This is a genomic window from Rhodopseudomonas telluris (assembly GCF_042432815.1).
GTDB classification, from domain to species: Bacteria; Pseudomonadota; Alphaproteobacteria; order Rhizobiales; family Xanthobacteraceae; genus Rhodopseudomonas; species Rhodopseudomonas telluris.
This window is the reverse complement of the sequence record NZ_JBHLWM010000006.1, coordinates 53,317-76,930: the sequence shown is the minus strand read 5'-3', so window position 1 is coordinate 76,930 and position 23,614 is coordinate 53,317. Positions and strand designations below refer to the sequence as shown.

At 67.1% G+C, this 23,614-nt stretch carries 24 protein-coding genes and 1 tRNA gene; 16 read left to right on the top strand and 9 right to left on the bottom strand.

All coding sequences use genetic code 11. The features are described 5' to 3' along the window. Window positions 1-246: 246 nt before the first annotated feature. The 8 genes from ACFFJ6_RS16965 to ACFFJ6_RS16930 all read left to right on the top strand — a co-directional run bounded on the left by ACFFJ6_RS16965 (window position 247) and on the right by ACFFJ6_RS16930 (window position 6,964). Window positions 247-1,404, top strand: coding sequence for an AAA family ATPase (locus tag ACFFJ6_RS16965; protein WP_378389898.1), 1,158 nt, complete (start codon window positions 247-249; stop codon window positions 1,402-1,404). A 101-nt stretch (window positions 1,405-1,505) separates the two neighbouring features. Continuing rightward, window positions 1,506-2,129 (top strand): Maf-like protein, encoded by a 624-nt coding sequence (locus ACFFJ6_RS16960; protein WP_378389896.1) that lies wholly within the window; start codon window positions 1,506-1,508, stop codon window positions 2,127-2,129. Next, the gene (yacG, locus tag ACFFJ6_RS16955) at window positions 2,119-2,310 is read left to right on the top strand and encodes a DNA gyrase inhibitor YacG (protein WP_378389894.1); all 192 of its coding nucleotides are present in this window, start codon (window positions 2,119-2,121) and stop codon (window positions 2,308-2,310) included. Before ACFFJ6_RS16960 ends, yacG begins: the two co-directional genes overlap by 11 nt. A gap of 141 nt (window positions 2,311-2,451) precedes the next feature. Then, window positions 2,452-2,527 (top strand) — tRNA-Phe (locus ACFFJ6_RS16950). Between the two features lie 269 nt (window positions 2,528-2,796). Further along, window positions 2,797-3,927 carry an 8-amino-7-oxononanoate synthase gene (locus ACFFJ6_RS16945; RefSeq protein WP_378389892.1) on the top strand — a complete coding sequence of 377 codons (1,131 nt, stop codon included), beginning with the start codon at window positions 2,797-2,799 and terminating at the stop codon, window positions 3,925-3,927. Beyond that, a complete protein-coding gene (gene bioD / locus ACFFJ6_RS16940; RefSeq protein WP_378389889.1) occupies window positions 3,924-4,559 on the top strand; it encodes a dethiobiotin synthase in 636 nt (211 codons plus the stop codon). Before ACFFJ6_RS16945 ends, bioD begins: the two co-directional genes overlap by 4 nt. Continuing rightward, a complete protein-coding gene (locus ACFFJ6_RS16935) occupies window positions 4,559-5,818 on the top strand; it encodes an adenosylmethionine--8-amino-7-oxononanoate transaminase (protein WP_378389887.1) in 1,260 nt (419 codons plus the stop codon). The genes bioD and ACFFJ6_RS16935 overlap by 1 nt, the downstream gene beginning before the upstream one ends. 183 nt (window positions 5,819-6,001) lie before the next feature. Further along, the gene (locus tag ACFFJ6_RS16930) at window positions 6,002-6,964 is read left to right on the top strand and encodes an MBL fold metallo-hydrolase (protein ID WP_378389885.1); all 963 of its coding nucleotides are present in this window, start codon (window positions 6,002-6,004) and stop codon (window positions 6,962-6,964) included. A 149-nt stretch (window positions 6,965-7,113) separates the two neighbouring features. On the opposite strand, the gene ACFFJ6_RS16925 is transcribed toward ACFFJ6_RS16930, so the two are convergent. Genes ACFFJ6_RS16925 through ACFFJ6_RS16915 form a run of 3 tightly spaced genes read right to left on the bottom strand, consistent with a single transcriptional unit; the run spans window position 7,114 to window position 9,789 of the window. Further along, entirely contained in the window at window positions 7,114-7,782 is a 669-nt protein-coding gene (locus ACFFJ6_RS16925; RefSeq protein WP_378389883.1) for a TetR/AcrR family transcriptional regulator, read from the bottom strand. Beyond that, entirely contained in the window at window positions 7,779-8,969 is a 1,191-nt protein-coding gene (locus ACFFJ6_RS16920) for an amidase (RefSeq protein ID WP_378389881.1), read from the bottom strand. The genes ACFFJ6_RS16925 and ACFFJ6_RS16920 overlap by 4 nt, the downstream gene beginning before the upstream one ends. 13 nt (window positions 8,970-8,982) lie before the next feature. Continuing rightward, window positions 8,983-9,789 carry a cysteine hydrolase family protein gene (locus ACFFJ6_RS16915; RefSeq protein WP_378389879.1) on the bottom strand — a complete coding sequence of 269 codons (807 nt, stop codon included), beginning with the start codon at window positions 9,787-9,789 and terminating at the stop codon, window positions 8,983-8,985. 322 nt (window positions 9,790-10,111) lie between these two features. On the opposite strand from ACFFJ6_RS16915, the gene ACFFJ6_RS16910 reads away from it, so the two are divergent. From ACFFJ6_RS16910 to ACFFJ6_RS16895, 4 genes are read left to right on the top strand one after another with little or no spacing between them, the layout of a single operon-like run. After that, a complete protein-coding gene (locus tag ACFFJ6_RS16910; protein ID WP_378389877.1) occupies window positions 10,112-11,080 on the top strand; it encodes a BMP family protein in 969 nt (322 codons plus the stop codon). A 2-nt stretch (window positions 11,081-11,082) separates the two neighbouring features. After that, window positions 11,083-12,660, top strand: a complete 1,578-nt coding sequence (locus ACFFJ6_RS16905; protein WP_378389875.1) for an ABC transporter ATP-binding protein — start codon at window positions 11,083-11,085, stop codon at window positions 12,658-12,660. Then, window positions 12,657-13,751 (top strand): ABC transporter permease, encoded by a 1,095-nt coding sequence (locus ACFFJ6_RS16900; protein WP_378389873.1) that lies wholly within the window; start codon window positions 12,657-12,659, stop codon window positions 13,749-13,751. Before ACFFJ6_RS16905 ends, ACFFJ6_RS16900 begins: the two co-directional genes overlap by 4 nt. Further along, window positions 13,748-14,665: an ABC transporter permease gene (locus ACFFJ6_RS16895; protein WP_378389871.1), complete on the top strand. Its 918-nt coding sequence runs from the start codon at window positions 13,748-13,750 to the stop codon at window positions 14,663-14,665. The genes ACFFJ6_RS16900 and ACFFJ6_RS16895 overlap by 4 nt, the downstream gene beginning before the upstream one ends. A 31-nt stretch (window positions 14,666-14,696) precedes the next feature. Here ACFFJ6_RS16895 and ACFFJ6_RS16890 read toward each other — a convergent pair whose 3' ends face one another. Next, window positions 14,697-14,849 (bottom strand): hypothetical protein, encoded by a 153-nt coding sequence (locus ACFFJ6_RS16890; protein ID WP_378389869.1) that lies wholly within the window; start codon window positions 14,847-14,849, stop codon window positions 14,697-14,699. A gap of 105 nt (window positions 14,850-14,954) precedes the next feature. Between ACFFJ6_RS16890 and ACFFJ6_RS16885 the strand changes: the two genes are divergently transcribed. Then, a complete protein-coding gene (locus tag ACFFJ6_RS16885) occupies window positions 14,955-15,701 on the top strand; it encodes an HAD-IA family hydrolase (protein ID WP_378389867.1) in 747 nt (248 codons plus the stop codon). A 24-nt stretch (window positions 15,702-15,725) separates the two neighbouring features. Here the strand turns inward: ACFFJ6_RS16885 and ACFFJ6_RS16880 are convergent, their stop codons facing one another. Beyond that, window positions 15,726-16,145: a PaaI family thioesterase gene (locus tag ACFFJ6_RS16880; protein ID WP_378389865.1), complete on the bottom strand. Its 420-nt coding sequence runs from the start codon at window positions 16,143-16,145 to the stop codon at window positions 15,726-15,728. Window positions 16,146-16,220: 75 nt separating this feature from the next. Between ACFFJ6_RS16880 and ACFFJ6_RS16875 the strand changes: the two genes are divergently transcribed. Both ACFFJ6_RS16875 and ACFFJ6_RS16870 read left to right on the top strand, forming a co-directional pair. Beyond that, window positions 16,221-16,847: an NUDIX hydrolase gene (locus tag ACFFJ6_RS16875; protein ID WP_378389863.1), complete on the top strand. Its 627-nt coding sequence runs from the start codon at window positions 16,221-16,223 to the stop codon at window positions 16,845-16,847. Window positions 16,848-16,943: 96 nt separating this feature from the next. Continuing rightward, window positions 16,944-18,131 (top strand): hypothetical protein, encoded by a 1,188-nt coding sequence (locus ACFFJ6_RS16870; protein ID WP_378389861.1) that lies wholly within the window; start codon window positions 16,944-16,946, stop codon window positions 18,129-18,131. A 91-nt stretch (window positions 18,132-18,222) separates the two neighbouring features. Here the strand turns inward: ACFFJ6_RS16870 and ACFFJ6_RS16865 are convergent, their stop codons facing one another. Further along, a complete protein-coding gene (locus tag ACFFJ6_RS16865) occupies window positions 18,223-18,531 on the bottom strand; it encodes a hypothetical protein (protein ID WP_378389859.1) in 309 nt (102 codons plus the stop codon). A gap of 310 nt (window positions 18,532-18,841) precedes the next feature. Here ACFFJ6_RS16865 and ACFFJ6_RS16860 point away from each other — a divergent pair, with 310 nt between their 5' ends. Beyond that, window positions 18,842-19,336, top strand: a complete 495-nt coding sequence (locus ACFFJ6_RS16860) for a hypothetical protein (RefSeq protein ID WP_378389857.1) — start codon at window positions 18,842-18,844, stop codon at window positions 19,334-19,336. 19 nt (window positions 19,337-19,355) lie between these two features. Here ACFFJ6_RS16860 and ACFFJ6_RS16855 read toward each other — a convergent pair whose 3' ends face one another. From ACFFJ6_RS16855 to ACFFJ6_RS16845, 3 genes are all read right to left on the bottom strand, one after another. Then, window positions 19,356-20,573, bottom strand: coding sequence for an EAL domain-containing response regulator (locus tag ACFFJ6_RS16855; protein ID WP_378389855.1), 1,218 nt, complete (start codon window positions 20,571-20,573; stop codon window positions 19,356-19,358). Between the two features lie 280 nt (window positions 20,574-20,853). Next, on the bottom strand, window positions 20,854-21,861 hold the full coding sequence (locus ACFFJ6_RS16850; RefSeq protein WP_378389853.1) for a Bug family tripartite tricarboxylate transporter substrate binding protein: 1,008 nt from the start codon (window positions 21,859-21,861) through the stop codon (window positions 20,854-20,856). Between the two features lie 111 nt (window positions 21,862-21,972). After that, window positions 21,973-23,577: an alkaline phosphatase D family protein gene (locus tag ACFFJ6_RS16845; protein WP_378389851.1), complete on the bottom strand. Its 1,605-nt coding sequence runs from the start codon at window positions 23,575-23,577 to the stop codon at window positions 21,973-21,975. Window positions 23,578-23,614 lie beyond the last annotated feature (37 nt).

Here is a 23,614-nt window from a genome sequence, read left to right as displayed (position 1 = left end):
CATCCCCGCGAAGGCGGGGATCCATACTCCGCAGCATCTCGATAGAGGTAACGCGGCAGCTTCCTTGCTTGATTCGAGAGTGCAGGGGTTATGGATCCCCGCCTGCGCGGGGACGACTTGTTGTAGGTGCAGAGCGTGGGGCGAGACCGGTGCCGTGCGTCGGCGCGCCATTTCTAGCCGTGCCGCTCTTGGCTCGCGGCGCCGATCTGCTATCCCATCCGCCTCGTTCCCCGCCCGGGCCGTCCCATGATCACGCGCCTCGCCGTCTCAGGCTATCGTTCGCTGCGCGACGTCCGGCTCACGCTTGGGCCGCTCAATGTCGTGACCGGGGCGAATGGCGCGGGCAAGTCGAGTCTGTACCGGGCGCTGCGTCTGCTGGCCGAGATCGCGCAGGGGCGGGTGGTGCAATCGCTGGCGGCGGAAGGCGGGTTGCAGTCGACGCTGTGGGCGGGGCCGGAGACGGTGTCGCGGGCGATGAAGCGCGGGGCGCAGCCGGTGCAGGGCACGACGCGGAGTACGCGCGTCGGCCTCAAGCTCGGATTCGCCGGGACCGATTACGGCTACGCGATCGATCTCGGCCTGCCGCTGCCGGACGCCACCTCGCTGTTCGGCCGCGATCCGGAGATCAAGGTCGAGAGCGTCTGGACCGCAGAGCTGCTCGGCCGCGCCAATGCGTTCGCGGAGCGGCGCGGGCCGCTGGTGCGGGTGCGTGACGAGGGCGGGCAGTGGCGCGAGGTCTATCGCCAGCTCGCCGCCTCCGACAGCATGATGACCCATGGCGCCGATCCGCGCGACGCGCTCGAGCTGCTGTTGCTGCGCGACCGGATGCGCAGCTGGCGGTTCTACGATCAGCTGCGCACCGATCGCGACGCGCCGGCGCGGCGGCCGCAGATCGGCACCCACACCCCGGTGCTGGGCGGCGACGGCGCCGATCTGGCCGCTGCGATCCAGACCATCCTGGAGATCGGCGATCCGGCCGCGCTGGATGCCACCATCGACGACGCCTTTCCCCGCGCGCGGCTGATCGTCTCCGAGCTCGACGGCTATTTCGAATTGGCGATGCAGCAGCACGGCCTGCTGCGGCCGCTGAAGGCCGCGGAGCTGTCGGACGGTACGCTGCGCTATCTGCTGCTGGTGGCGGCGCTGCTGTCGCCGCGTCCGCCCGAGCTGATGATCCTCAACGAACCGGAGGCCAGCCTGCATCCCGACCTGCTGCGCCCGCTCGCCCGGCTGATCGCCGCCGCAGCGGCGCGCTCGCAGATCGTCGTGGTGTCGCACGCCGAGGGCTTGGTCTCGGCGCTGAGCCGCGAGGCCGATTGCCGCGAGATCGTGCTCGAAAAAGAACTGAGCGAGACGGTGGTGCGTGACGGCGATCTGCCGTCTTGGAACTGGCCGTCGCGCTGAGGCTTCAGGTCAGCGGATCTGTGCGGCGGCCAGTTGTCCCGGCTTTCGCCTTCCGATAGGTTCCGGCTCCTTTCCCGCCATCCGTCGAATCGAAGTTCCGCATGCTCGGCCGTCCCAAACTCGTTCTCGCGTCCGCGTCGCCGCGCCGGCTCGCCCTGCTCAACCAGGCCGGGATCGAGCCAAATGCGCTGCGGCCCGCCGATGTCGACGAGACCCCGACCAAGGGGGAGCTGCCGCGCGCCTGTGCGACGCGCCTCGCCCGCGCCAAGGCCGAGGCGGCGCTGAAGTCGGTGCAGCTCGACGACGATCTGCGCGGCGCCTTCGTGCTGACCGCCGACACCGTGGTGGCGGTCGGCCGCCGCATCCTGCCCAAGGCCGAACTGGTCGACGAGGCGTCGCAGTGCCTGCGCCTCTTGTCCGGCCGCAACCACCGGGTCTATTCGGCGATCTGCCTGGTGACGCCGAAGGGTGGTTTCCGGCAACGGCTGATCGAGACCAAGGTGCGGTTCAAGCGGCTGTCCGAAGAGGACATCGACGGCTACGTCGCCTCCGGCGAATGGCGCGGCAAGGCCGGCGGCTATGCCGTGCAGGGCATCGCCGGCAGCTTCGTGGTCAAGATCGTCGGCTCCTACACCAACATCGTCGGCCTGCCGCTGTACGAGACGGTGACGCTGCTCGGCGGCGAAGGCTACCCGATCCGGCAGGGCTGGCTGAATGCCTCCTGAGACGCCCGGCAAGACCGCCACCAAGCCGGTCAAGGCCAAGAGCTGCCCGATCTGCGGCAAGCCGGCCACGCACGAATCGCGCCCGTTCTGCAGCGAGCGCTGCCGCGACGTCGACCTCAATCGCTGGCTGTCGGGCGCCTATGCCATCCCGGCCGCACCGTCGGACGACGACGAGGATTGAGCGGTCGGTCTGCTGTTCGGGGTTCGATCGGGCCGGCCGGACAATCCCCGATTTTCCTGTCACCGGAGTGTTGCGGACGGGTGGACAGCGCCGATTTGGCTGACTATAACCCGGCGCTCCCCCGGCATTGCTCGGCGGAATGCCCAGGTAGCTCAGTTGGTAGAGCATGCGACTGAAAATCGCAGTGTCGGTGGTTCGATCCCGCCCCTGGGCACCATCTCCCTCCGAATAGCCAGATTTCCCTAAATATCTGAAGGCTTTGCGCCTTAACGCGGCCGTGTCCGGCGGTCGGCATGTCTTGCCTTTGCCCCATTGCTGCCCGGTCGGGCGGGCATGCGGAACTCCGGGTGTTGCTCAGGGGGCCGCGGGGGTAAGCAGGGCGCTGACTTTGGTCGCCGGCATCGGCCGCAGCGCCTTGGGGCAAGTGTTTTCGCCGCTGCGCGGGCAGGGTCCGCGCAAACGGGCGCATCAGGATGAAGCACGATCATGCATGAGGTTTTCGAGGCCGATCTGCGCGGGCTGGCTGCACGGGGGCGGCTGCGGGTGCTGAAGGAGCGGGCGGGGATCGACTTCACGTCGAATGACTATTTGGGGCTCGCCGAATCCGAGGAGCTGAATCGCGCCGCCGCCGAGGCGGTGGCGCGGGGCGTGCCGGTCGGGTCGGGCGGCTCGCGGCTGCTGCGCGGCAATCATCCCGAGCACGAGGCGCTGGAAGCGGAAGCCGCGGCGTATTTCGGCGCCGAGACGGCGCTGTATTTCGGCGGCGGCTTCGTCGCCAATCAGGCGATCTTCTCGACACTGCCGCAGCGCGGCGATCTCGTCGTGCATGACGAGCTGATCCACGCCAGCGTGCACGAGGGGCTGCGGCGTGGCCGCGCCGAGTTCGTCGGCGTGGCGCACAACGACATCGACGCGTTCGAGAGCGCGATCGTCCGCTGGCGCACGGCCGGCGGCAAGGGGCGGCCGTGGCTGTCGGTCGAGAGCCTGTACAGCATGGACGGCGACAGCCCCGATCTCGACGGGCTGTTCGCGGTCGCCGATCGGCACGATGCGATGCTGGTGATCGACGAGGCGCACGCCACCGGCGTGCTCGGCCCGCAAGGCCGCGGCCTCGCGGCGCGGTTCGAGGGGCGGCAGAATGTCGTGACGCTGCACACCTGCGGCAAGGCGCTCGGCACGGTCGGTGGTTTTATCCTGGCGCCGCGGGTGATCCGCGATTTCCTCGTCAACCGCTCGCGGCCGTTCATCTTCGCCACTGCGCCATCACCGCTCACCGCGGCGATCACCCGGGCGGCGATCGAATTGTCGCGGACCAATCCGGAACGTCGCGAGCGGCTGGCGCGGCTGGTCGCTTTCGCCGCGCGCGAGCTGCGTCGCACCTGCGGGCTGCAGTCGTCCGGTTCGCACATCGTGCCGGTGGTGATCGGCGCCGATCAGGCAGCGGTCGCGGTGGCGGCGTCGCTGCAGCGGCGCGGCTTCGACATTCGCGCGATTCGGCCGCCAACCGTGCCGGAAGGCACCGCGCGGCTGCGGATCGCGCTGACGGCGAATATCACTGAGGCGATCGTGGCCGATCTGTTTGCGGCGCTGGCCGAAGACATGCGGATGGCCGCATGAACGCGCGTATCATCGTCACCGGCACCGACACCGGCGTCGGCAAGACCGTGTTCGCCGCTGCGCTCGCCGGCGCGCTCAATGCCGACTATTGGAAGCCGGTGCAGGCCGGGCTCGACGAGGGCACCGATCGCGACAGCGTGCTGCAATTGTCGGGGCTGCCCGACGCGCGGTTGCTGCCGGAAGCCTATCGGCTGAATACACCGGCCTCGCCGCATCTTGCCGCCGAGCTTGACGGCGTCACCATCGATCCGGAACGTCTCGTGCTGCCACAGACCGCGCGGCCGCTGGTGATCGAAGGCGCCGGCGGGCTGCTGGTGCCGCTGACTCGCAAGCTGCTGACGATCGATGTATTCGCGCGCTGGCAGGCGCCGGTGGTGCTGTGCGCCCGCACCACGCTCGGCACCATCAACCACACGCTGCTGTCGGTCGAGGCGCTGCGCGCGCGCGGCATCCCGCTGCTCGGCATCGCCTTCATCGGCGACGAGAACGCGGAGTCCGAACGCGTGATCGTTGATTTCAGCGGCGCGCGGCGGCTCGGCCGCTTGCCGCATCTGCCCGAACTCACAAGTCAGGCGCTCCGCGCGGCGTTCGCGGCGAACTTCAATGCTGACGATTTCCTGAAGGCTCCTTGATGATGTCCAAATCTCCCGTCTGGCATCCGTTCACCCAGCACGCGGTGCAACCCGAGGCGATTCCGATCGCGCGCGGCGAGGGCGCGTGGCTGGAAGCCGCCGACGGCCGGCGAATCTTCGACGCGATCTCGTCCTGGTGGGTGATCACCCACGGCCATCGCCATCCGCCCATCGTGCAGGCCATCAAGGCGCAGGCCGACAAGCTCGACCAGGTGATCTTCGCCGGCTTCACCCACGAGCCGGCCGAGCAGCTCGCACGGCGGCTGGTGGCGATCACTCCGCCGGAGCTGGAGTACGTGTTCTTCTCCGACAGCGGCTCGACCTCGGTCGAAGTCGCGCTGAAGATGGCGCTGGGGTTCTGGCGACATCGCGGCGAGCATCGTGCGCGCATCCTGGCGCTGCAGGGCGCGTATCACGGCGACACCATCGGCGGCATGTCGGTCGGCGAGCGCGGCGTGTTCAACGCGCCGTATGATCCGCTGCTGTTCGCGGTCGATCGCATTCCGTTTCCGGAGCGAGGCCGTGAGCAGGTGACGTTCGACGCGCTGGATGCCGCCTGCACGGCGGGCGGCGTCGCGGCGCTGATCGTCGAGCCGCTGATTCTCGGCGCCGGCGGCATGCTGATCTATCCGCCCGCCGTACTCGCCGAGATGAAGCGGATCTGCGAACGCCACGACGTGCTGTTCATCGCCGACGAGGTGATGACCGGCTGGGGCCGCACCGGCACGCGCTTCGCCTGCGAGCAGGCCGGCATCGCGCCGGACATCGCCTGCTACTCCAAGGGCCTGACCGGCGGCTCGCTGCCGCTCGCGGTGACGCTGTGCCGAGGCGATATTTTCGACGCGCATTATTCGCCGGACCGCACCCGCACCTTCTTTCACTCCAGCTCCTACACGGCAAACCCGATCGCCTGCGCGGCGGCGCTGGCGAATCTGGAGGTGTGGGACAACGAGCCGGTGATGCAGCGGATCGACGCGCTGGCCGCGCTGCAGACGCGCAAGCTGGATCGCTTCCGCACCGATGGCCGCTTCGAGAACGTGCGCCAGCTCGGTACCATCGCGGCGCTCGACGTCGTGGCCGGTGATGCCGGCTACATGGCGAACATCGGGCCGTCGCTGCACGAGGCTTTCCGCGCGCGCAACCTGCTGGTTAGGCCGCTCGGCAACACGATCTATCTGATGCCGCCTTATTGCAGCACGGAGGCGGATCTCGATCTGGTGTACGACGCGATCGACGGGATCGTGGCCGGATTGGCGTGAGCGTTGCGGCGCTCCGTTCTTCTTGATTGAGTCTTTGCAACCAGATCCGCTGGTGCCCATTGGCATTCGACATTCTGTTGACGCAAAGCGGCAGTTTCGTCGTTTGAAGCGCCCCTCACGCCGACAGTCGTCACTGCAGCCGCGTCCCGCGCGGCGCTTGACCGGCTCTCAAAGGAAGTCTCGATGGCCATCGATCGACGTACGCTTCTGCACTTGTCACTGGCCGGCGGCGTCGCCGGCGCGCTCGGCCTGAAGAGTTCGTTCGCTGCGGCCCAGCAGGCCGGCAGCGAAAGCGGCGTGAAGTGGATCTTCCTCGGCACCAAGGGCGGTCCGCGGATCGGCGCCGGCCGTTCCAACCCGGCCAATGTGCTGCTGGTCGACGGCGTGCCGTTCGTGATCGACTGCGGCTACGGCGTGGCGCGGCGGCTGGTCGAGGCCAAGGTCGCGCTGCCGAGCCTGCGCTACGTATTCGTCACCCACATGCATTCCGACCACGTGCTCGAATTCGGCAACATGGTCTATGGCGCGTGGTCGGCCGGGCTCAACCACCAGATCGACGCTTTCGGGCCGGTCGGGCTCGATGGGCTGGCGCAGGCATTCTGGCAGTCGATGAAGGACGACATCGAGATCCGGATGCCCGACGAGGGCAAGCCGGATCCGCGCAAGTTCCTGGTAGTCAAGGAGATCACCGAGTCGGGGCCGGTGATGGCCGCCGACAAGGTCAAGGTCACCGCGCTGCGCACGCCGCACCCGCCGATCCTCGAGCGCAACTACGCGTACAAATTCGAAACCCCGAAAGGCGTCATCGTCTATGTCTGCGATTCCGCCTACAATCCGGAGATCGCCAAATTCGCCGAAGGTGCGGATCTGCTGATCCACGAGGCGCTGTACGTGCCGGGCGTCGACGCGCTGGCGGCGCGGATCAAGAATGCCAGCACGCTGAAGGAACATCTGATCGCGTCGCACACCACCACCGAAGACCTCGGCAAGCTCGCCGCTGCCGCGAAGGTCAAGAAACTGGTGATGACGCATCTCGTCCCCGGCGACATCGACACCATCAGCGACGAGATGTGGATGCAGGACGTTCGGAAGCACTACAGCGGTCCGCTCGTGGTCGCGCGAGACCTGATGGAGATCGCGCTGTAGGCCTAAGCTCCGCTCGGCACACCGACTGCGTCATGGCCGTGCTCGTCCCGGCCATCCACGTCTCGCCACGGACCGTCGTCGACATTCGTGGATGCCCGGGACAAGCCCGGGCATGACGGGGCGAGATGCCAATTCAGTACTAACAGGTGCTATGTCTTCTCCAGATACGCCGCCAGCATCTTGCGGGCGTCGGCGCGGCGGGCGGCGCGCCATTCGGGGGCGCTGAGGTCGGCTTCGAATTCCGACGACAGCGTGTGGGTATTGGCCAAGTGGAACTGGCTGAGCGCGGCGATCAGCACGTAGAGCCGCAGCGGATCGATGTCGGCGGCCAGCCGGCCCTCGGCGACGCCACGCGCGAGCAGCCGCTTGGTCATCGTCAGCACCGGCGACGACATCTCGCGGATGCGCGCCGATTTGCGGATGTGGCGCGCTTTCAGCATGTTCTCGGCGCGCAGCAGGCTGACCAGATGGCCGTTGCGTTCGAAATGGCCGTTCATGAAATCGAACAGCTTGAGCAGCCCCTCGAGCGGATCGAGATGCATCAGGTCGAGCGTCAGTTCTTCGGTGCGCAGCGCGCCGAGCGCGCTTTCGAGCGTCGCGACGTACAGCGCCGACTTGCTGCCGAACTGCTCGTAGATCATCCGCGGATTCGAGCCCGCTTTCTTGACGATGCGGTCGATGCGCGCGCCGGCAAAGCCGTGGGTGGCGAATTCGGCGGTGGCGGCCTTGAGGATCTCGGCGCGGTTCTGCTCCGCCGAGCGGCGCGGCCGCCGGCGTGGCTTGGTGTCGGCGTCGAGATCGGCGGTCGGATTGGTCATGTCGAAGTCCGGTTGGTGAGGCGTGCGCCGAGCCGGCACGCTGCGTCGAGCAGCGCGCGGTCCTGGCCGGCGCCTGCAACGAGCGAGAGGCCGACGGGGCAGCCGTCGACAGTCGCGGCGGGGAGACTGATCTGCGGCAGGCCCGCATGGCCGGCGATCGACGTCAGCGTCAGCGCGCGCCCATAGAACGGACCGATCTGCTCGCCGGCCCCCGGCGCCGCCTTGGACAACGCGATGCAGGGCGCAGTCGGGATCAGCCACGCGACACCACCGCCCAGTTGCGTGCGTAGCTTGGCGCGGATTCTGTCCCGCAAAGGCTGCCAGCGTGCGACGTCCTCCGGCGTAATCTCCGCGGTGCCGGCGAAGCGCGGCGCAATCGCCTCGCCGAAGCGCGGCTTGGTCGCAGTGATCCACGGCCCGAGTTCGCGCCAGTTTTCGTTGCCCTGCAGGATGCGATACGCCTCGAACCAGTCTGCCTCGGCGCCGTCGAACACGCTGATCTCTTGGGTCGCACCGAGCGCGTCGCAGATAGTGCGCAGCGCGGCAGCGACCGGTTCATCCGCGATCGCGAAGGCGTCGCGCACGATGATGAGCGTCTCGATCAGCGTGGGCGTGGCGTCCGGCAGCAGCACGTCGCCGACCTTTGCCAGCATCTCTGCGTCGCGGGCGAACCAGCCGACGGTGTCGTAGCTCGGCGCGAACGGCAGCACGCCGTCGAGCGGAATCGCGTCGTGGGTTGGGCGGATGCCGTAGAGCCCGCAGAAGCTCGCCGGCACGCGCACCGAGCCTCCGGTGTCGGTGCCGAGCGCGAAATCGACCAGACCCGCAGCGACCGCCGAGGCGGAGCCGGACGACGAGCCGCCCGGGATGCGGTCCGGGCAGGCCGGGTTCAGCGGCGTGCCGTAGTGCGCGTTGACGCCTTCGAGGCTGAAGGCGAGTTCATCGGTGATGGTCTTGCCCAGGACGCTGGCGCCTGCGCCAAGTAATCGCTCGACCACCGGGGCCGAGCGCGCCGCCGGAGTATGCGTGCGCAGCCAGTCCGGATTGCCGCCGCCGGTAATGGTCCCGGCGACGTCGATCAGGTCCTTGACGGCGAACGTCAGCCCGTCGAGCGGCCCCGATGCGCTCGCCGGAACGCGGAGGAGCGGCCCGGGGATGAAGGCGCCGTTGTCGTGATAGGCCTGCATCGCACGACCGCCGCTATCCGGCGCGCTTGCCGAGCGCCGAGACGATCGCGGCGGAGTCGGTGACGAAACCGAAGCACTTCTTGACGTTCCAGACCGTCGCCTCGGTGCAGAAATCGGGGGAAGAGGTCGCGCAGCAATCTTCCACCAGGATGCAGCCATAGCCGAGGAAGTTGGCGTCGGTCAGCGAGTGCAGCACGCATTGATCGGTGTTGACGCCGGTGAACAGCACCGAGCGGATGCCGAGATTGCGCAGGATGCTGTCGAGCGGCGTGTCCCAGAATCCGCTGATGCGATATTTGTCGACCTTGATGTCGGCCGGATCCTGCGGCAGTTCGTCGACCACTGCGGCGGCCCAGGAGTCCTTCTCCAGCACGCGCGCGCCGCTGCCCGGCAGCGGATCGCCGAGCCCGGTGCCGGTGCCCTTCGGCTTGTAGAGATGGATCTGGTTCGGCGGCATGTTGGCGAGGTCCGGCCGGTTGCCCCAGTTGACCCAGATCACCGGCACACCGGCCTGGCGCAGCGCCGGCAGTAGCTTCTGCAGCGGTTCGATCGGCTTTCGGTCCGGGCGATAGTCGCCGCCAATGTGATCGACCCAGCCGCCGGCGGTGCAGAAATCGTTCTGCATATCGATCACCACGATCGCGGTGCGGTTGAGATCGACCGTGACGTTCTGCGGCGCGCAGGGGATGGTGACGGCGACCGGCGCCGGCCCCGGCATCGCCATGTCGACCGTATTGTGGTCCGCCCACCACGCGGTCTGCCGGCCGATGCCGAGCTGTCCACCGCTGATCGGCTGGGCGCGCTGCTCGCTGGTCTTCATGGTCGTGTCTCCGTTGCGATCGTCATCGCTGAGAGGGGCTGACCTCGTCCGGCGCGATGACAAACTGTGCCGCTGCTCCTGTTTGCAAGTTCGCTGCCAGCGGGATTTTGCGAGCACGATCAACGCAACGGGATGGAGCCCGACGCGGGCCTGCTCGCGGATTCGACAAAAGTCGCGGCGGTCGGCTCAAAAAGTAAGCATTTGTTTGTTTGGGACTAAGCACTCAGACGATTTCACAAGCAAAATCAGCGGTGTGGGTGGTTGGCATACCGCTTGCTGCAGAACGCGGGCCGTAACCAATTCAGCTTCCAAGAGGGTCCACATGAGGTCACGCCGCTCCATCCTGAAGGCCGCGCTGCTCACCGGCGCGCTGACGTTGTCTGCCACGCTTGCACACGCCGAGCCGCTCAAGGTCGGCATCCTGATCCCGGGATCGAAGTCCGACAAGGGCTGGATGGAGTCGTCCTACGACGGCCTGATGGCCGCCGAGAAGAAGTACGGCGACAAGATCAAGGTGCAGATGATCGAGAACATCAACTACGCGGATATGGATCAGGCGCTGACCAACCTCGCCAGCAAGAACACGCTGGTGATCGGCGTCGGCGGCCAGACGCAGGCGTCGGTGTACAAGATCGCCAAGCGCTTTCCGAAAGTGCACTTCTCGATCGTCGGCGGCAATGACGGCGAGAGCGCGCCGAATGTCGCCGGCTACGACGTCAAGCAGGCCGAGATCGCCTATGTGGCGGGCGCCGCAGCGGCGATGCTGTCGAAGAATGGCGCGATCAGCTATGTCGGCGGCCTCGAGATTCCGTCGATCGTCAATGCCGGCAAGGAATTCGGCAACGGCGCCAAGTCGATCAATCCGAATATCAAATACACCGAGAACTACACCGGCGATTTCGACGACGTCGCCAAGGCCAAGGAAGCCACATTGGCCGCGATCGCGCAGGGGGCCGACATCCACTACCACATCCTCAATCTCGGCCTGCGCGGCATGGAGCAGGCCGCGAAGGAGAAGGGCACCCACATCATCGGCAGCTACACCGATCGCTGCGGCACCGATCCGCTCTACGTCGCCTATTCGATCACCGGCACCGGCTATCAGGTTCAGTATGCGATCGACGAAGCCGTGAAGGGCTCGTGGGCGCCGGGCTACAAGGAGTTCGGCCTGAAGATGGGTCCGGAAGCCTCCAACATGGTGATCTGCGGCGCGACGCCGGAGCAGAAGGCCAAGCTCGACGCGATCATGAAGGATTTGCTCGACGGCAAGATCAAGGTGCTGAAGGGCTAGCCATGATCAGCGCCTCGCCCGCCGTGGAAGTTTCCGCCGCGCCGCTTCTCAGCCTGTCGGCTGTGACAAAGCGGTTCGGCAGCTTCACCGCATTGTCGGAGGTGACGCTCGACCTGCGGCCGGGCGAGGTGCATTGCATCCTTGGCGAGAACGGCGCCGGCAAATCGACGCTGTGCAACGTGATGTTCGGCGTGCACCGGCCGGACGGCGGCGCGATGAGCTATCGCGGCGCCGCCTATCAGCCGTCTGGGCCGGCCGATGCGCTGGCGCAGGGCATCGCCATGGTACACCAGCATTTCAGCCTGGTCGGCGACATGAGCGTCGTCGACAATGTGCTGCTCGGCCGTGGCCGCGGCATTCTCAACCGCAAGGAATGCGCGCGGCAGCTCGCTAAGCTCGCCGACGATTACGGCCTGCCGCTCGATCCCGATGCCAAGATCGACGATCTGTCGGTCGGCGAGCGCCAGCGCGTCGAGATCGTCAAATGCCTGATCCGAGATCCGCAGCTGTTCGTGCTGGACGAGCCGACCGCGGTGTTGCTGCCGGACGAGATCGCCGCGCTGCTGCAGGTCTGCCGCCGCGTCGCCGCGAGTGGCCGCGCCGTCGTGCTGGTCACCCACAAGCTCGCCGAGATCAAGGAAGTCGCTGACCGCGTCACCGTGCTGCGCGGCGGCCGCACCGTTGCGACTTCGGGTGCACCGGCCAAGGAGATCGATGCGCTGGTGCGGGCGATGATCCACGGCGACGTCGCCGAGCTCGACGGCGCGGCCGCCTCGACGCTAGGCCTCGGCAAGGTCGCGCATGTCGGCCATCAGCCGCCGCCGCGTAGCAAGGTCGAGGCGCTGCAGATCGACGGACTGACGGTGAAGGATCGCCAGGGTGTCACCCGGCTCGATAACTTCACGCTCACAGTCGATCGCGGCGAGATCGTCGGCGTCGCCGGCGTCGAGGGCAACGGCCAGAGCGAATTGGCCGCCGTGCTGGCCGGCATGATGACGCCGACCTCCGGGCGCTACTACCTGGGTGAGGCCGATCTGACCGGACGCTCGCCGCAAGAGATCACGGCTGCTGGAGTCGGCATCGTGTCGGAAGACCGCCACGCCGTTGGCTGCGTACTCGGCATGAGTCTCGCCGAGAACATCTATCTCAACCGCCTCGATGAGTTCACCCGGTTCGGCTTCCTCAATCGCACCGCCCTGCAGCGCCAGGCGACAACGCTGATGCAGCGTTTCGACGTCCGCGCGCGCGGGCCGGGCGCACCGTTTTCCAGTCTGTCCGGCGGCAATCAGCAGAAGGCGGTGCTGGCCCGCGAGATCACGCTGCCGAACCTGTCGTGCCTCGTCGCCTCGCAGCCGACCCGCGGCCTCGACGTCGGCGCGGTGGCGGCGGTGTACGGCCATATTCGCGAAGCCTGCGGCCGCGGCATCGCGGTGCTGCTGGTGTCGTCCGAACTCGACGAGCTGCTCAGCGTCGCCGATCGGATCGTGGTGCTGTATCGCGGCCGGATCATGGGATCGTGCGTCGCCGATCCGGCCCGCAAGGCAGAGATCGGCGCGATGATGGCGGGGCAGGCGCAATGACGACGCTCGATCAGCAGAAATCCGTCGCTGCCGCACCGCGCTTCAAGCTGCGTCCGTCCCTGTTAGTCCCGATCGCCGCGGTGGCGTTCGCGGCCGCCGTCGGTCTCGCTCTGATCGCGGCGATCGGCGTCTCCGTGCCGGAGGCGATCGAAGCCTTCATCGACGGCACCATCGGCTCCCCCTATGCGCTCGCGGCCTCGCTCAACCGCGCCTGCGTATTCGCGCTGGTCGGCTTCGGCTTCGTGCTCGCCAACCGCGCCAATCTCACCAATGTGGGCGGCGAGGGCCAGATTGCGGTCGGCGGCATCGCCGCCACCGCCGTGGCGTTGTACGGCCATGTCGCCGATCTGCCGCTCGGCCTCGCCTTCATGCTGCCGATGCTGGCGGCGGTGATCGCCGGTTCGTTGTGGGGCGCGCTCGCCGCGGTGCTGAAAGTGAAGTCCGGCACCAACGAGGTGATCTCGACGCTGCTGCTGTCGTTCATCGGCGTCTGGCTGCTGTACTGGTGCGTGCAGTCGCCGGCGCTGCTGCGCAAGCCGATGACTAGCTCGGCGACGTTGCCGGAATCGCTGGAGATCCCGGACGCAACGCAGTTGCCGCTGCTCACCGGCGACTATGGCTTCCCGGTGCATATCGGCCTGCCGCTGACGTTGCTGATTGCCGTCGTGGTCGGCGTGCTGCTGGCGAAGACGATCTTCGGCGTCCGGCTGCGCGCCGTCGGGCTCAATCCGGTCGCCGCGCATCGCGCCGGCATCTCCTATGCGAAGACCGTGATCTTCGCGCTGGCCGGCGCCGGTGCGCTCGGTGGGCTTGCCGGCGCGCTGATGCTGCTCGGCGAGCAGCACACGCTGAAGGACGGCTTCTCGTCTGGTTACGGTTTCGACGGGCTGGTGGCGGGCCTCTTGTCGCGCGGCTCGATCCCGGGCGTGATCGCCGCCTCGCTGCTGTTCGGCTTCATGCGCTCGGGCGGCATCAACATGGAGATGGTGGCGGCGGTGCCGACTGCGCTGGTGGTAGTGATCCAGGGCCTGATCGTGATCACGCTCGCGGGCGCGACGCTGTTCATCGAGAAATGGGAGCGTCGGTCATGACCTGGGAGCTGTTTGCCGTCTTCCTCGGCTCGTCGATCCGTCTCGCTACGCCGCTGCTACTTGCCGGAATCGGCGAGATGGTCAGCGAGCGCGCCGGCGTGCTCAACATGAGCATCGAGGGCATGATGCTGATGTCGGCCTTCGCGGCGGCGGTCGGCGCCTGGGCGACGGGCGATCCGCTGGTCGGCCTCTTGATCGGCATCATCTCGGTGGTGCCGGTGTCGCTGCTGCAGGCATTTCTCAGCAACACGCTGCGCGCCAATCAGATCGTCTCCGGCATCGGCATCAACATCCTGGTGCTGGGAGCCACCACGCTGGCCTATCGCGAAATTTTCGGTGCTCGGTCGCGCGCCGAAATCCCCGGCCTCGCCAAGATCAAGCCGCCGCTGCTCGGCGATATTCCGATCATCGGGCCGGCCGTGTTCGAGCAGGTCTGGCTGCTCTACGCCGGCATTGCCATCATCATCGTTACCGCCTTGGTGCTGCGCTACACGTCGCTTGGCCTCGCGATCCACGCTGCCGGTGCGGAGCCGAAGGCGGTAGACAAGTCCGGACTGTCGGTGACGGCGGTGCGCTACGGCGTCGTGGTGTTCGCCGGCTTCATGGCGTCGCTGGCCGGCGCCTTCCTGTCGATCGGCGACATCCACACCTTCACCGAGGGCATGACCCGCGGCGCCGGCTATCTGGCGATCGCGTCGGTGATTTTCGGCAAATGGCGGATCGGCGGCACCACGTTGGCGTGCCTGCTGTTCGGGGCGGCGACCGCGCTGCAATTCCAACTGCCCGCGCTCGGCGTCAACGTGCCGAATGCGCTGTTGATCATGCTGCCGTATCTGCTGGCGCTGCTCGCCGTCGGCGGACTGGTGGGGCGTCAGATGGCGCCGGCGACGCTTGGCGAACCGTATCGGCGCTGAACCGCGACCAACTTCTGACGTCGTCCCGGCTCTAGGCCTGTTCTTGCACGACGTTGTCGCAGCAGGAGCAGCGGAAAACCAAGCGTTGCGCCTGATTGGCCCGGCGCGGGAGACGGCCGAGCAGCTTCATTTCGCCTGCGCACAGGTCGCATCTGCGCGACGGCGTGTCGGAGGTCTGGGTCATCTGGGGATAGCTCTTGAGTTGTAAAGTTTACTTTACAGTGGCCCGGTTGTTTTGTCAGGCATCAATTCTAATCACGCGTGCCCGCGCAGCAGACAAAGAGGTTTGATGATACCGAGAGCTTTGATTTTCGACGTCGACGGCACGCTGGCGGAAACCGAAGAGCTTCACCGCCAAGCCTTCAACGAGACGTTCGCGGCGGAGGCGCTGCCGTGGCATTGGGATAAGGCGGCCTATCGGCGGCTGCTCGACGTCGCCGGTGGCAAGGAGCGCATCGCGCACTTCCTGGCGTCCGCGCCGGCCGGCGCCGAGCGGGCGTCGGGGCGGATCGCGGAGCTTCATGCCGCCAAGACGCAGCGTTACACCGCGCTCGCCGGCGCCGGAGCGCCGCTGCGGTCCGGCGTGGCGCGGCTGATCCGGGAGGCCCGGCAGGCCGGCGTCCGACTGGCGATCGCCACCACCACCAGCCTGCCGAATGTCGAAGCGCTGCTCGGCGCCGCCTTCGGCGCGGAGGCGATGGCCCTGTTCGACGTCGTCGGCGCCGGGGATGTCGTCCCGGCCAAGAAGCCCGCGCCCGATATCTACGCCCATGTGCTTGAGCGGCTGGCGCTGCCCGCCGCGGCCTGCGTCGCCTTCGAGGACTCGACCAACGGGCTGAAGGCGGCGCGCGGCGCCGGCCTCGCCACCATCGTCACGCCCGGCATCTACACCGAGGGGGACGATTTCAGCGGCGCGCTCGCGGTCCTGAGCGATCTCGGGGAGAAAGACGCGCCCTATCGGCATCTCGCCGGCGCCGGGGCAGGCGACACGATGGTGACGCTGGACGCGTTGGGCCGCTGGCTCGCGGCCGCCTGAGCGGCGCGGCGCAGGCTTCGCCGCCTAGCGCGGCCGCACGATCTTGAACACGCCGTTGGCGACGATCACGCAGCGGCCGTCCACGCTGACTTCGGTCGAAGTGAAGATCAGGCTGCGGGTCGCGCGGATCACGCGCGGCCGCGCGATCAGCAGGTCGCCGATCTCGCCGGCGTCGATGAAGTGGGTGTCGAGCTGCACGGTGGCGACGTGTGGGGCGCCGGATTGTTCGCGCGCCGCCATGCCGGACGCGCGGTCGGCCAGCGTCATCATCAGCCCGCCCTGCACCAGCCCGCGGCGGTTGCGATGCTTGGGCCCGGTCGCAATCGCGAATTCATGCTGGCCCTCGACGACGCGATGCCACATCGGCCCGACCAGATCGATGAAGCCATCGTCGTGAACGATGCTCCAGCCGTCGGCTTTCAGGCTGCGGGCAGTCTCGGTCATGCGTTTCGTCCCTGTCGCCGCGGCAATGGCGCGGCGGTGGTTTCCTCCGTCACGTCGCCGGTGTAGTCAAGCCACATGAGCCATCTGCACAACGATGCCCTGCGGATCGAAATCGCCGCGCGCTGCCGCGATTTTCCGCGTCACGACGATGGGCTGGAGCCGCAAGGGTTGAAGCGGGCAGCTGTCGCGATTGCCGTCGTGGCCGGGGCCGATGGTGCGGCCTCGTTCCTGCTGACGTTCCGCGCCGCCAGCCTGCGCGCCCACAGCAACCAATGGGCGCTGCCGGGCGGACGCTGCGACGCGGGCGAGACTGCGCCGGAGACGGCGCTGCGCGAATTGCACGAAGAACTCGGGCTCAAACTCGACGCCGCCGACGTACTCGGCATGCTCGACGACTACCCGACGCGGTCCGGCTATCTGATCACGCCGGTGGTGGCGTGGGCGGCGTCCGCGGAGCGTCTCGCACCGAATCCGGCCGAAGTCGCGTCGGTGCATCACATCGCGCTCGCCGACATCGCGCAGCACGACGCGTTCGATTTCACGCGCATTCCCGAGAGCGACCGCCGGGTGGTCCGGTTCCGCCACGCCGGCGACTACATTCACGCGCCGACTGCTGCGCTGATCTATCAGTTCCGCGAGGTGCTGGCGGGCCGTGTGACGCGTGTCGCAGATCTCGAACAGCCGGTGTTCGCCTGGAAGTAGCGTGCGGGGCCGCACGCGTCTCAGCCACGATTTGCCGCAGACGGAACCGCGACGGCGCAGCAATTCGTTCACCACTGGCTGCGATATGATTCGGCCATGCCGACTCGTCTGATTCGCTCCGTCAGCCTCGCGTCGCTTGCGCTGGTCGCGCTCGCGTCGCCGACGCTTGCCCAGACCGCGCTGCCGCTCGCCGTGGCGAATGCCCGCGCACAGGCGGCTTCGCCCGAAGCGATCGCCGAGTATCGCTACCGGTTGCAGCAGTATCAGGCCGCGCGCGCCGAATTCGATCGCGACGCCGAAGCCTATTGGAACGCGATCGCCGAGAAGCGCCGCATCCGCAACGCCAAGCGCCGTGCCGGCGATCAGATTTCGTCAGACGATTACGTGCTGGTGCAGCCGCCGGTCTATACCGGGCCGAAGCGCCCGGTGGATCCCGAACCGCGGCCGCAGCCTCCGGGCGAGCGGCGTTCGCTTCCGGTGGTGGCGGATTTCGTCAAGGCCGCAGGCGACTACTATCAATTCACGCCGCAGCGTCCGGCTTCCGAACTCGAATTCAAGCGCGCCTATGCGCGTGTCGCCCGCGCGATGGGGCTGACGCGCGAACAGGCGGTGCGGGTCTATGCGTTCGAGACCGGCGGCGACGGCAGCTACGACATGCAGTCAGGTCTGAGCAAGTCGCGCCCCGGCTCGCGCGCGATCTCGACCGCGATCGGCTACAATCAGCTGCTGACCACCAACACGCTGGTGCTGCTCGCCGAACAAGGCAATCACATCCTGAAAGTGCTGAACGAACGCGCCGCGGCGCTGTCGGGCCCGCAGCGCAAGGCGCTTGAGCACAAGATCGGCATCGTCAAGCGCATGGTGGCGATGGCGCGCTCGATCCCGGGCAATTGGAGCGAGCACGAGAAGCTCGGCCGCACTCCGCAGGGTTGGGGCGTGCACGCGCTGGTTCTCGATATCGACGTCGGCCCGCTGCTGCAGACCCACAAGCTGCTGACCTCGGTGATCTTCGCCCGGCAGAAGGGCTACACCGAGCCGCTGACCGCGGCCGAACTCGAGATGATGAACCTTACCGGAGACGGCACGGGATTCGACATGGTCACGATGCCGCAGGAGCTGCGCGAGATCGTGCCGACCTCGAACTTCTTCCAGCGCTCGGGCTACGAGCGCAATCCGGTGGCGATCCGTCACAATACGGTGGCGAAGCTGCTGGCGGTCACCGACGCGCGGATGGATGCCAACAGCGCCAAACCGGGCGCACGCGAACTCTACGCCGCCTTCTGAGAACTTCGTTCATGGACGAGGCCACCGCGAGTGAAGCGGCGCCTCACAGTGTACGGCGTCCTCGTACTCGCTGACCGGCCCTATCGCCGCCTCAGCGACCGGGGCCGAACTTGAAGCTGCCGTCGTCCTCGAGGAACGGGCCGCTGCGCATGTAGAGCTGGCCGTTGGCGCCGACGAAGAACAGCGTATCCTTCGGCACTTTCCTGGCGCCCTTGAACAGCTCTTTGGCATTGCTGGTGCCCATCCGGTAGGACACCGTCTTGCCGTCCTTGGTGTAGCCGTAGCCCATGTCGGGTGACAGCACCCACGGGGCGGTTTCGTCGGTCTGCGCCATGGCCGGCGCGACAAGCATGACGGCGACCGCCGCGGCCAGCAGCGTCGTGACAGGGTGGGCGATCATGGCTGTCGTCTCCTCGGGCCTCGATGCGAGCGGCGCTCACCGGCGTCCTGCGTCGCAGGTTTTGAACAAATCACGAACGGCGTTTCGGCGTCAAGCGGAGCCCGCCGCTTCCGCGTCCATGTCGGTATCGATTTCGAATTTGCCAGTGCGCTTTGGTGTGTCTTTCGCGTGAGCCAATTCCGGATTACAGCAATCCTGAACAACGCGGCACCGGATTCGGAATTGCATTCTGGCGCAGGTCTTCGGCGGAGCCTCATCACTTCGCCACAAGCGCCGTCACGGTGGTGATCAACAAGTCGGGAGGCAGACGATGCGCTTAGGTTCGTGGCGGATGTGGACGACGGGCGCGGCGCTGTCTGTCGCAATGGCGCTGGTGCTGCCGGCGGCCGTCCATGCCGACGAGTTCAAGCTGAGCAACAACCAGCGCATCTCCTGCAGCCGCGGCCTCAGCCCCGGCAAGCTCACTACCGCCACCTGCCGCTCCTACGCCTACCTGTTCAACACCAAGACGTCCGAATACTTCCGCTGCACCGTCACGCTGGCGATGACGCGCGACAACAAGGAAGTGATCAACGTCCAGACCGACGGCGGCTGCTCGAAACGCCCGCGGATCTTCGACACCGACGGCAACTACGAGTTCGACGCCGCCGAGACAGAGCCGCCGAACACCAACTCGTTCTTCGGCCCCGGCGGCTACGCGATCTGGGCGAGCGACACTGGTAGCCGCAAGTTGCGCGGCTGCATCATCATCGCGTCGGGGCTCGGCAGCGACGTTTCGAAATGCCTGGACATGACGTTCGACTAAGCGGAGGCGCGAGCGGTCTTCACTCGAGCGTGCCGAGCGGCCTGGTCGCGGCGGCGCGCGCGAATTTCTTCAGTCCCATCGGCTTGCCGAACAGATAGCCCTGCACCAGATCGAATCCGATTTCGTGGGCGGCGATGTAGTCGGACCGGCTTTCAATGCCGGTCGCGGTGCAGCGTGCACCGTAGTCGGCCGCGAGATCGACGATGCGCTTGCACACCGAGCGCTTCAGTCGGTCGTCGGCGCAGCCGGTGACGAAGCTGCGGTCGACCTTGAGTTCGACGAACGGAAACGCATCGAGCCTCATCAGCTCCGGCCATTCGGCGCCGACCTTGTCGACCGCGATCGCGATATTGTGCAGCCGCAGGCGCTGCGCGATCTCGATCATCCCATCGAGATGTTGCGCCACCTCCTGGGATTCGATTTCGACGATCAGTCCGCCGAATGCGGGATGCCGTGGCATCCAGGCGCAGAGATCCTCGACCGCCTGCGCGTCGAGCAGAAACTTCGCCGGCAGATTGATCGACAGATCGACCGGACCGTGATGGTCGAGCAGATAGCGCCAGTCGGAAATCGCGCGCGCGACGACGAATTCCGACAGCGCGCGGAAATGCGGATCGTTCTGGTCGGGCAGAAACGCGGCCGGCACGACGACGCCCCAGCTCGGATGCCGCATCCGCACCAGGGCTTCGGCACCGCATGGCGTCAGCGAGCGCGCGTCGAGCTTGCGCTGATACCAGAGCTCGAGCCAGCCGGTCTTCAGCGCCTCGGCGACATCGACTTCGGGTTTCGGCGCGGGCTCCTGCGGCAGCAGCGGTGCGATGCACTCGCGCAGCATCTGCGCGCTGAACGGCGTCGACAGCGGCGGCAGCATGGTCAAGCCACGCTCCAGGCCGTGATGCAGGATGGCACGCAGCGCGATCGTCTCACGCGCGGAAATCAGAATGACGCTTCCGCAAAATCCGGCATTGCACGCGACGTCGATGATTCGCGCCGCCTCGACGCCGCCGATCGACGAGCCGATCACCAGCACATCGGGCTGCTGCTCCACGATCCGCGATGACAGCTCTTCGACGTCGCCGCATTCGCCGGTGACGAAACGGAGCTCTTCCAGCGTGTCGGCGAGAAACGCCCGCAGATGCGGCTTGCTGTCGATGATGCACGCGCGCGGCGACACCTTGCGGCGGCCGAACGCTGCGGATGGCGCGCGCTCTTGAACCTCGATGGTGGTGGTGGTCATCGTAGCTTCCCCCGTTACCGGACCAGTTTTACGGGTTGGAACGCGTTCGAATTGTGGAATTGTTCAGCGACCCACATGAAGTCCCGGGTAGGGTTAAACCAGCGAATGCGATTTAAATCGGAGCGATCCGGAACGCGTTGTTTTCGCGGAAGATGCCGAAAACAACGCCGAGCGCAGGCGAAAGCGGCTGTGCTTTCCAGCTCATGCCAAGATGCACATTGGCGACGAAGATGTCGTCGCCAATGCCGGCGACGGTACCGCCGTGTAATCGCGCGCGCTTCTATTGTGGCTCGATCTTGGCGAACTTCGCCACCTTGCCCCACTTGTCGATCTCGGCGAGAACGTAGCGCTGCATGTCCGCGGGCGAGCCGCCGACCGGATCGGCACCGAGCTTGCGCAGCCGGGCGGTGCCGTCCTCTGTCTTGATGAATTTCTCCACGCTGGCGTTGAGCTTGGTGATGATCTCCGGCGAGGTCTTGGCGGGCGCGCCGATCGTGAACCAGGCGGCAGCGTCGTAGCCCGGCACGCCTGCCTCGGCGATCGTCGGCAGATCCGGCAATAGCGGCCAGCGCGTCGCCGTCGACACCGCGATCGCGCGGATCGCGCCGGCATCGGCGTGCGGCTGCGAAGCCGGCAGATTGTCGATGGTGAGATGGACGCGGCCGGCGATCAGATCGGTCAGCATCGGAGCCGAGCCCTTGTAGGGCACGTGCGTCATCTGCACGCCAGCCATCGACTTGAACAGTTCGGTCGAAACGTGCGCGGTCGAGCCGAGGCCAGGCGTGCCGTAAAACAATTCGCCGGGCTTGGACTTCGCATAAGCGATCAGTTCGGCGACGCTCTTTACCGGCAGCGAATTGGTGACCGAGAACAGGTTCGGCACCTTCGCGATGATGATCACCGGCGCGATGTCCTTCACCTGGTCATAAGCCAGCGTCTTGAACACGAACTGATTGATCGCGTGGGTGCCCGGCGTGCCGACGATGAAGGTGTAGCCGTCGGGCTCCGATTTGGCGACGAACTCTGCGGCGATATTGCCGCCGGCGCCGGCCTTGTTTTCCACGACGAATTGCTGGCCGTATTCCTCCGACATCTTCTGCGCCACCAGCCGCGCCAGAATGTCGGTCGTGCCGCCGGCCGCGAACGGCACCACGAATTTCACCGGCCGGCTCGGCCACGTATCGGCGCGCGCCGCATGAGCCAGGAGCGGGATGGTGCCGATGGCGGCGACACCGCGCAGCACGCTGCGGCGGCTCGGACGGAACGGCGGACGAGTCGAAGACGGCATATGAGCGTTCTCCCGGTTGCCCGGCCTCTGCTGGGCCGGTGCGGGAGGCAGACTACGCGCTCACGTGCGGCGTGACCAGTCTGCAGGCGGACGGGCGCAAGACCTGCGCGATTATCGGGGTATCAGTCCCGGCCGGCCGGCCTCGACCACCAGGGTCTGCGCGGTCCGGACTGGCTGGCCGGGCGTCGCGGTACTGTCGACGGCGCGGTAATCGGCCTGCCACTGTGCCGGCGTCACCACGTGGCGCGTGTAGCCGCGCTGGTCGCTGAAGAACTTCAGATGCGGATTGTTGCGCATCATCGTGGCCCGGTCCTTATCGGTCGCCGGCCCGTCGCCGACCGACGAGATGGACGTCGCCAGGAACTCAACGCCGATGCACGGCGAGGCCGGATCGCGCCAGTCGCGGCGCAGCTCCAGCGCAAGCGCCCGGTGCAGGTCGCCGGTCAGCACCACCGGGTTGGCGATCTTCGCCGCCTCCAGCATTGCCGTCACGCGCGCGCGGCCGGCGGTGGCGCCGTTCCAGGTGTCGACGTCGACGATCGGCGCCTCGGTCTCCTTGACGAACGGAAATCCACGCCAGTCGAACTGCGCGAACAGCACCTGCTGGGCGAGTACCTGCCAGGTCGCCGGGCTCTGCTTCAGCCGCTCGGCGAGCCACTGTTCCTGCGCGGCGCCCAGCATGGTGCGCCCCTCCTCATCGGCTTCGGCACAGCCAGCGAGGAAACCATCGCCGCACGGCTGGCGCGATCGATACTGGCGTGTATCCAGCACCGCGACGTCGATCAGCGATCCGTAGCGGAAGCCCCGATAGGCGCGCACGTCCGGCCCACGCGGAAGCTGGGCACGCCGCACCGGCATGTGCTCGTACCATGCTTGCAGCGCCATCGCGCGGCGAAACAGAAAGGCATCGGCCGGCGTGTGCTTCGGGTCGCTGTCGGCGGCCCAGTTGTTGGCGATCTCGTGGTCGTCGAAGCTCGGCAGGAACGGGCAGGAGGCGTGCGCGGCCTGCAGGTCGGCGTCGGTCTTGTACAGCGCGTAGCGGCGGCGATAATCGGTCAGCGTGAAGCAGGCCGGGAAATCCGCCGGCATGGTGCGCGGGGCCGGCTGCTTGTCGCGGCCGGTCACCTCGGTGTGGGCGTATTCGTAGATGTAGTCGCCATAGTGGAAGACGAAATCGAGCTTGTCGTCGGCGATCGCGCGCCACGCCGTGTAGTAGCCGTCCTCCCAGCGCTGGCAGCCGGCGGATGCGAAACGGATCTGCGCGGGCGTATCGCCGGGGGCGGGCAGCGTGCGTGCGCGGCCGATCGGACTCTCGGCGTCGCCGGCGCGGAAACGATAGAAGTAATCGCGGCCGGGGGCGAGGCCGTCGATCTCGGCATGGACCGAGTGAGCGAGTTCGAGGCGTGCGGTCTCGGTGGTGGTGCGGACAATCTTCGTCATCGCCGGATCGTCGGCGATCTCGATCGTGACCTCGACCGGCTGGCTCGACATGCCGCCGCGCGCCTTCAGCGGCTCCGGCGTGAGCCGGGTCCACAGCACGAAGCCGTCCGGCGCCGGATCGCCGGAGGCAACTCCGAGCGTGAACGGATCGGATTTGAACACGACACGCGACGGCTCGGTGGCGCGCGCCGGCAGTGCGCCGATCAGGCCGGCGCCGATTGCGCCGCGCAGCAGCGTGCGGCGGTCGAGCGATACAGGTTTGGAGAAGGGGCGCATGGGTGAATCCGATCCGGCCGGGCAAAGCAGGGCCGCG

What these genes read in the sequence shown, in the direction of transcription:
- ACFFJ6_RS16965 (WP_378389898.1), top strand. Translation starts at nt 247, where the DNA reads ATGATCACGCGCCTCGCCGTCTCAGGCTATCGTTCGCTGCGCGACGTC.
- ACFFJ6_RS16960 (WP_378389896.1), top strand. Translation starts at nt 1,506, where the DNA reads ATGCTCGGCCGTCCCAAACTCGTTCTCGCGTCCGCGTCGCCGCGCCGG.
- yacG (WP_378389894.1), top strand. Translation starts at nt 2,119, where the DNA reads ATGCCTCCTGAGACGCCCGGCAAGACCGCCACCAAGCCGGTCAAGGCC.
- ACFFJ6_RS16945 (WP_378389892.1), top strand. Translation starts at nt 2,797, where the DNA reads ATGCATGAGGTTTTCGAGGCCGATCTGCGCGGGCTGGCTGCACGGGGG.
- bioD (WP_378389889.1), top strand. Translation starts at nt 3,924, where the DNA reads ATGAACGCGCGTATCATCGTCACCGGCACCGACACCGGCGTCGGCAAG.
- ACFFJ6_RS16935 (WP_378389887.1), top strand. Translation starts at nt 4,559, where the DNA reads ATGATGTCCAAATCTCCCGTCTGGCATCCGTTCACCCAGCACGCGGTG.
- ACFFJ6_RS16930 (WP_378389885.1), top strand. Translation starts at nt 6,002, where the DNA reads ATGGCCATCGATCGACGTACGCTTCTGCACTTGTCACTGGCCGGCGGC.
- ACFFJ6_RS16925 (WP_378389883.1), bottom strand. Translation starts at nt 7,782, where the DNA reads ATGACCAATCCGACCGCCGATCTCGACGCCGACACCAAGCCACGCCGG.
- ACFFJ6_RS16920 (WP_378389881.1), bottom strand. Translation starts at nt 8,969, where the DNA reads ATGCAGGCCTATCACGACAACGGCGCCTTCATCCCCGGGCCGCTCCTC.
- ACFFJ6_RS16915 (WP_378389879.1), bottom strand. Translation starts at nt 9,789, where the DNA reads ATGAAGACCAGCGAGCAGCGCGCCCAGCCGATCAGCGGTGGACAGCTC.
- ACFFJ6_RS16910 (WP_378389877.1), top strand. Translation starts at nt 10,112, where the DNA reads ATGAGGTCACGCCGCTCCATCCTGAAGGCCGCGCTGCTCACCGGCGCG.
- ACFFJ6_RS16905 (WP_378389875.1), top strand. Translation starts at nt 11,083, where the DNA reads ATGATCAGCGCCTCGCCCGCCGTGGAAGTTTCCGCCGCGCCGCTTCTC.
- ACFFJ6_RS16900 (WP_378389873.1), top strand. Translation starts at nt 12,657, where the DNA reads ATGACGACGCTCGATCAGCAGAAATCCGTCGCTGCCGCACCGCGCTTC.
- ACFFJ6_RS16895 (WP_378389871.1), top strand. Translation starts at nt 13,748, where the DNA reads ATGACCTGGGAGCTGTTTGCCGTCTTCCTCGGCTCGTCGATCCGTCTC.
- ACFFJ6_RS16890 (WP_378389869.1), bottom strand. Translation starts at nt 14,849, where the DNA reads ATGACCCAGACCTCCGACACGCCGTCGCGCAGATGCGACCTGTGCGCA.
- ACFFJ6_RS16885 (WP_378389867.1), top strand. Translation starts at nt 14,955, where the DNA reads ATGATACCGAGAGCTTTGATTTTCGACGTCGACGGCACGCTGGCGGAA.
- ACFFJ6_RS16880 (WP_378389865.1), bottom strand. Translation starts at nt 16,145, where the DNA reads ATGACCGAGACTGCCCGCAGCCTGAAAGCCGACGGCTGGAGCATCGTT.
- ACFFJ6_RS16875 (WP_378389863.1), top strand. Translation starts at nt 16,221, where the DNA reads ATGAGCCATCTGCACAACGATGCCCTGCGGATCGAAATCGCCGCGCGC.
- ACFFJ6_RS16870 (WP_378389861.1), top strand. Translation starts at nt 16,944, where the DNA reads ATGCCGACTCGTCTGATTCGCTCCGTCAGCCTCGCGTCGCTTGCGCTG.
- ACFFJ6_RS16865 (WP_378389859.1), bottom strand. Translation starts at nt 18,531, where the DNA reads ATGATCGCCCACCCTGTCACGACGCTGCTGGCCGCGGCGGTCGCCGTC.
- ACFFJ6_RS16860 (WP_378389857.1), top strand. Translation starts at nt 18,842, where the DNA reads ATGCGCTTAGGTTCGTGGCGGATGTGGACGACGGGCGCGGCGCTGTCT.
- ACFFJ6_RS16855 (WP_378389855.1), bottom strand. Translation starts at nt 20,573, where the DNA reads ATGACCACCACCACCATCGAGGTTCAAGAGCGCGCGCCATCCGCAGCG.
- ACFFJ6_RS16850 (WP_378389853.1), bottom strand. Translation starts at nt 21,861, where the DNA reads ATGCCGTCTTCGACTCGTCCGCCGTTCCGTCCGAGCCGCCGCAGCGTG.
- ACFFJ6_RS16845 (WP_378389851.1), bottom strand. Translation starts at nt 23,577, where the DNA reads ATGCGCCCCTTCTCCAAACCTGTATCGCTCGACCGCCGCACGCTGCTG.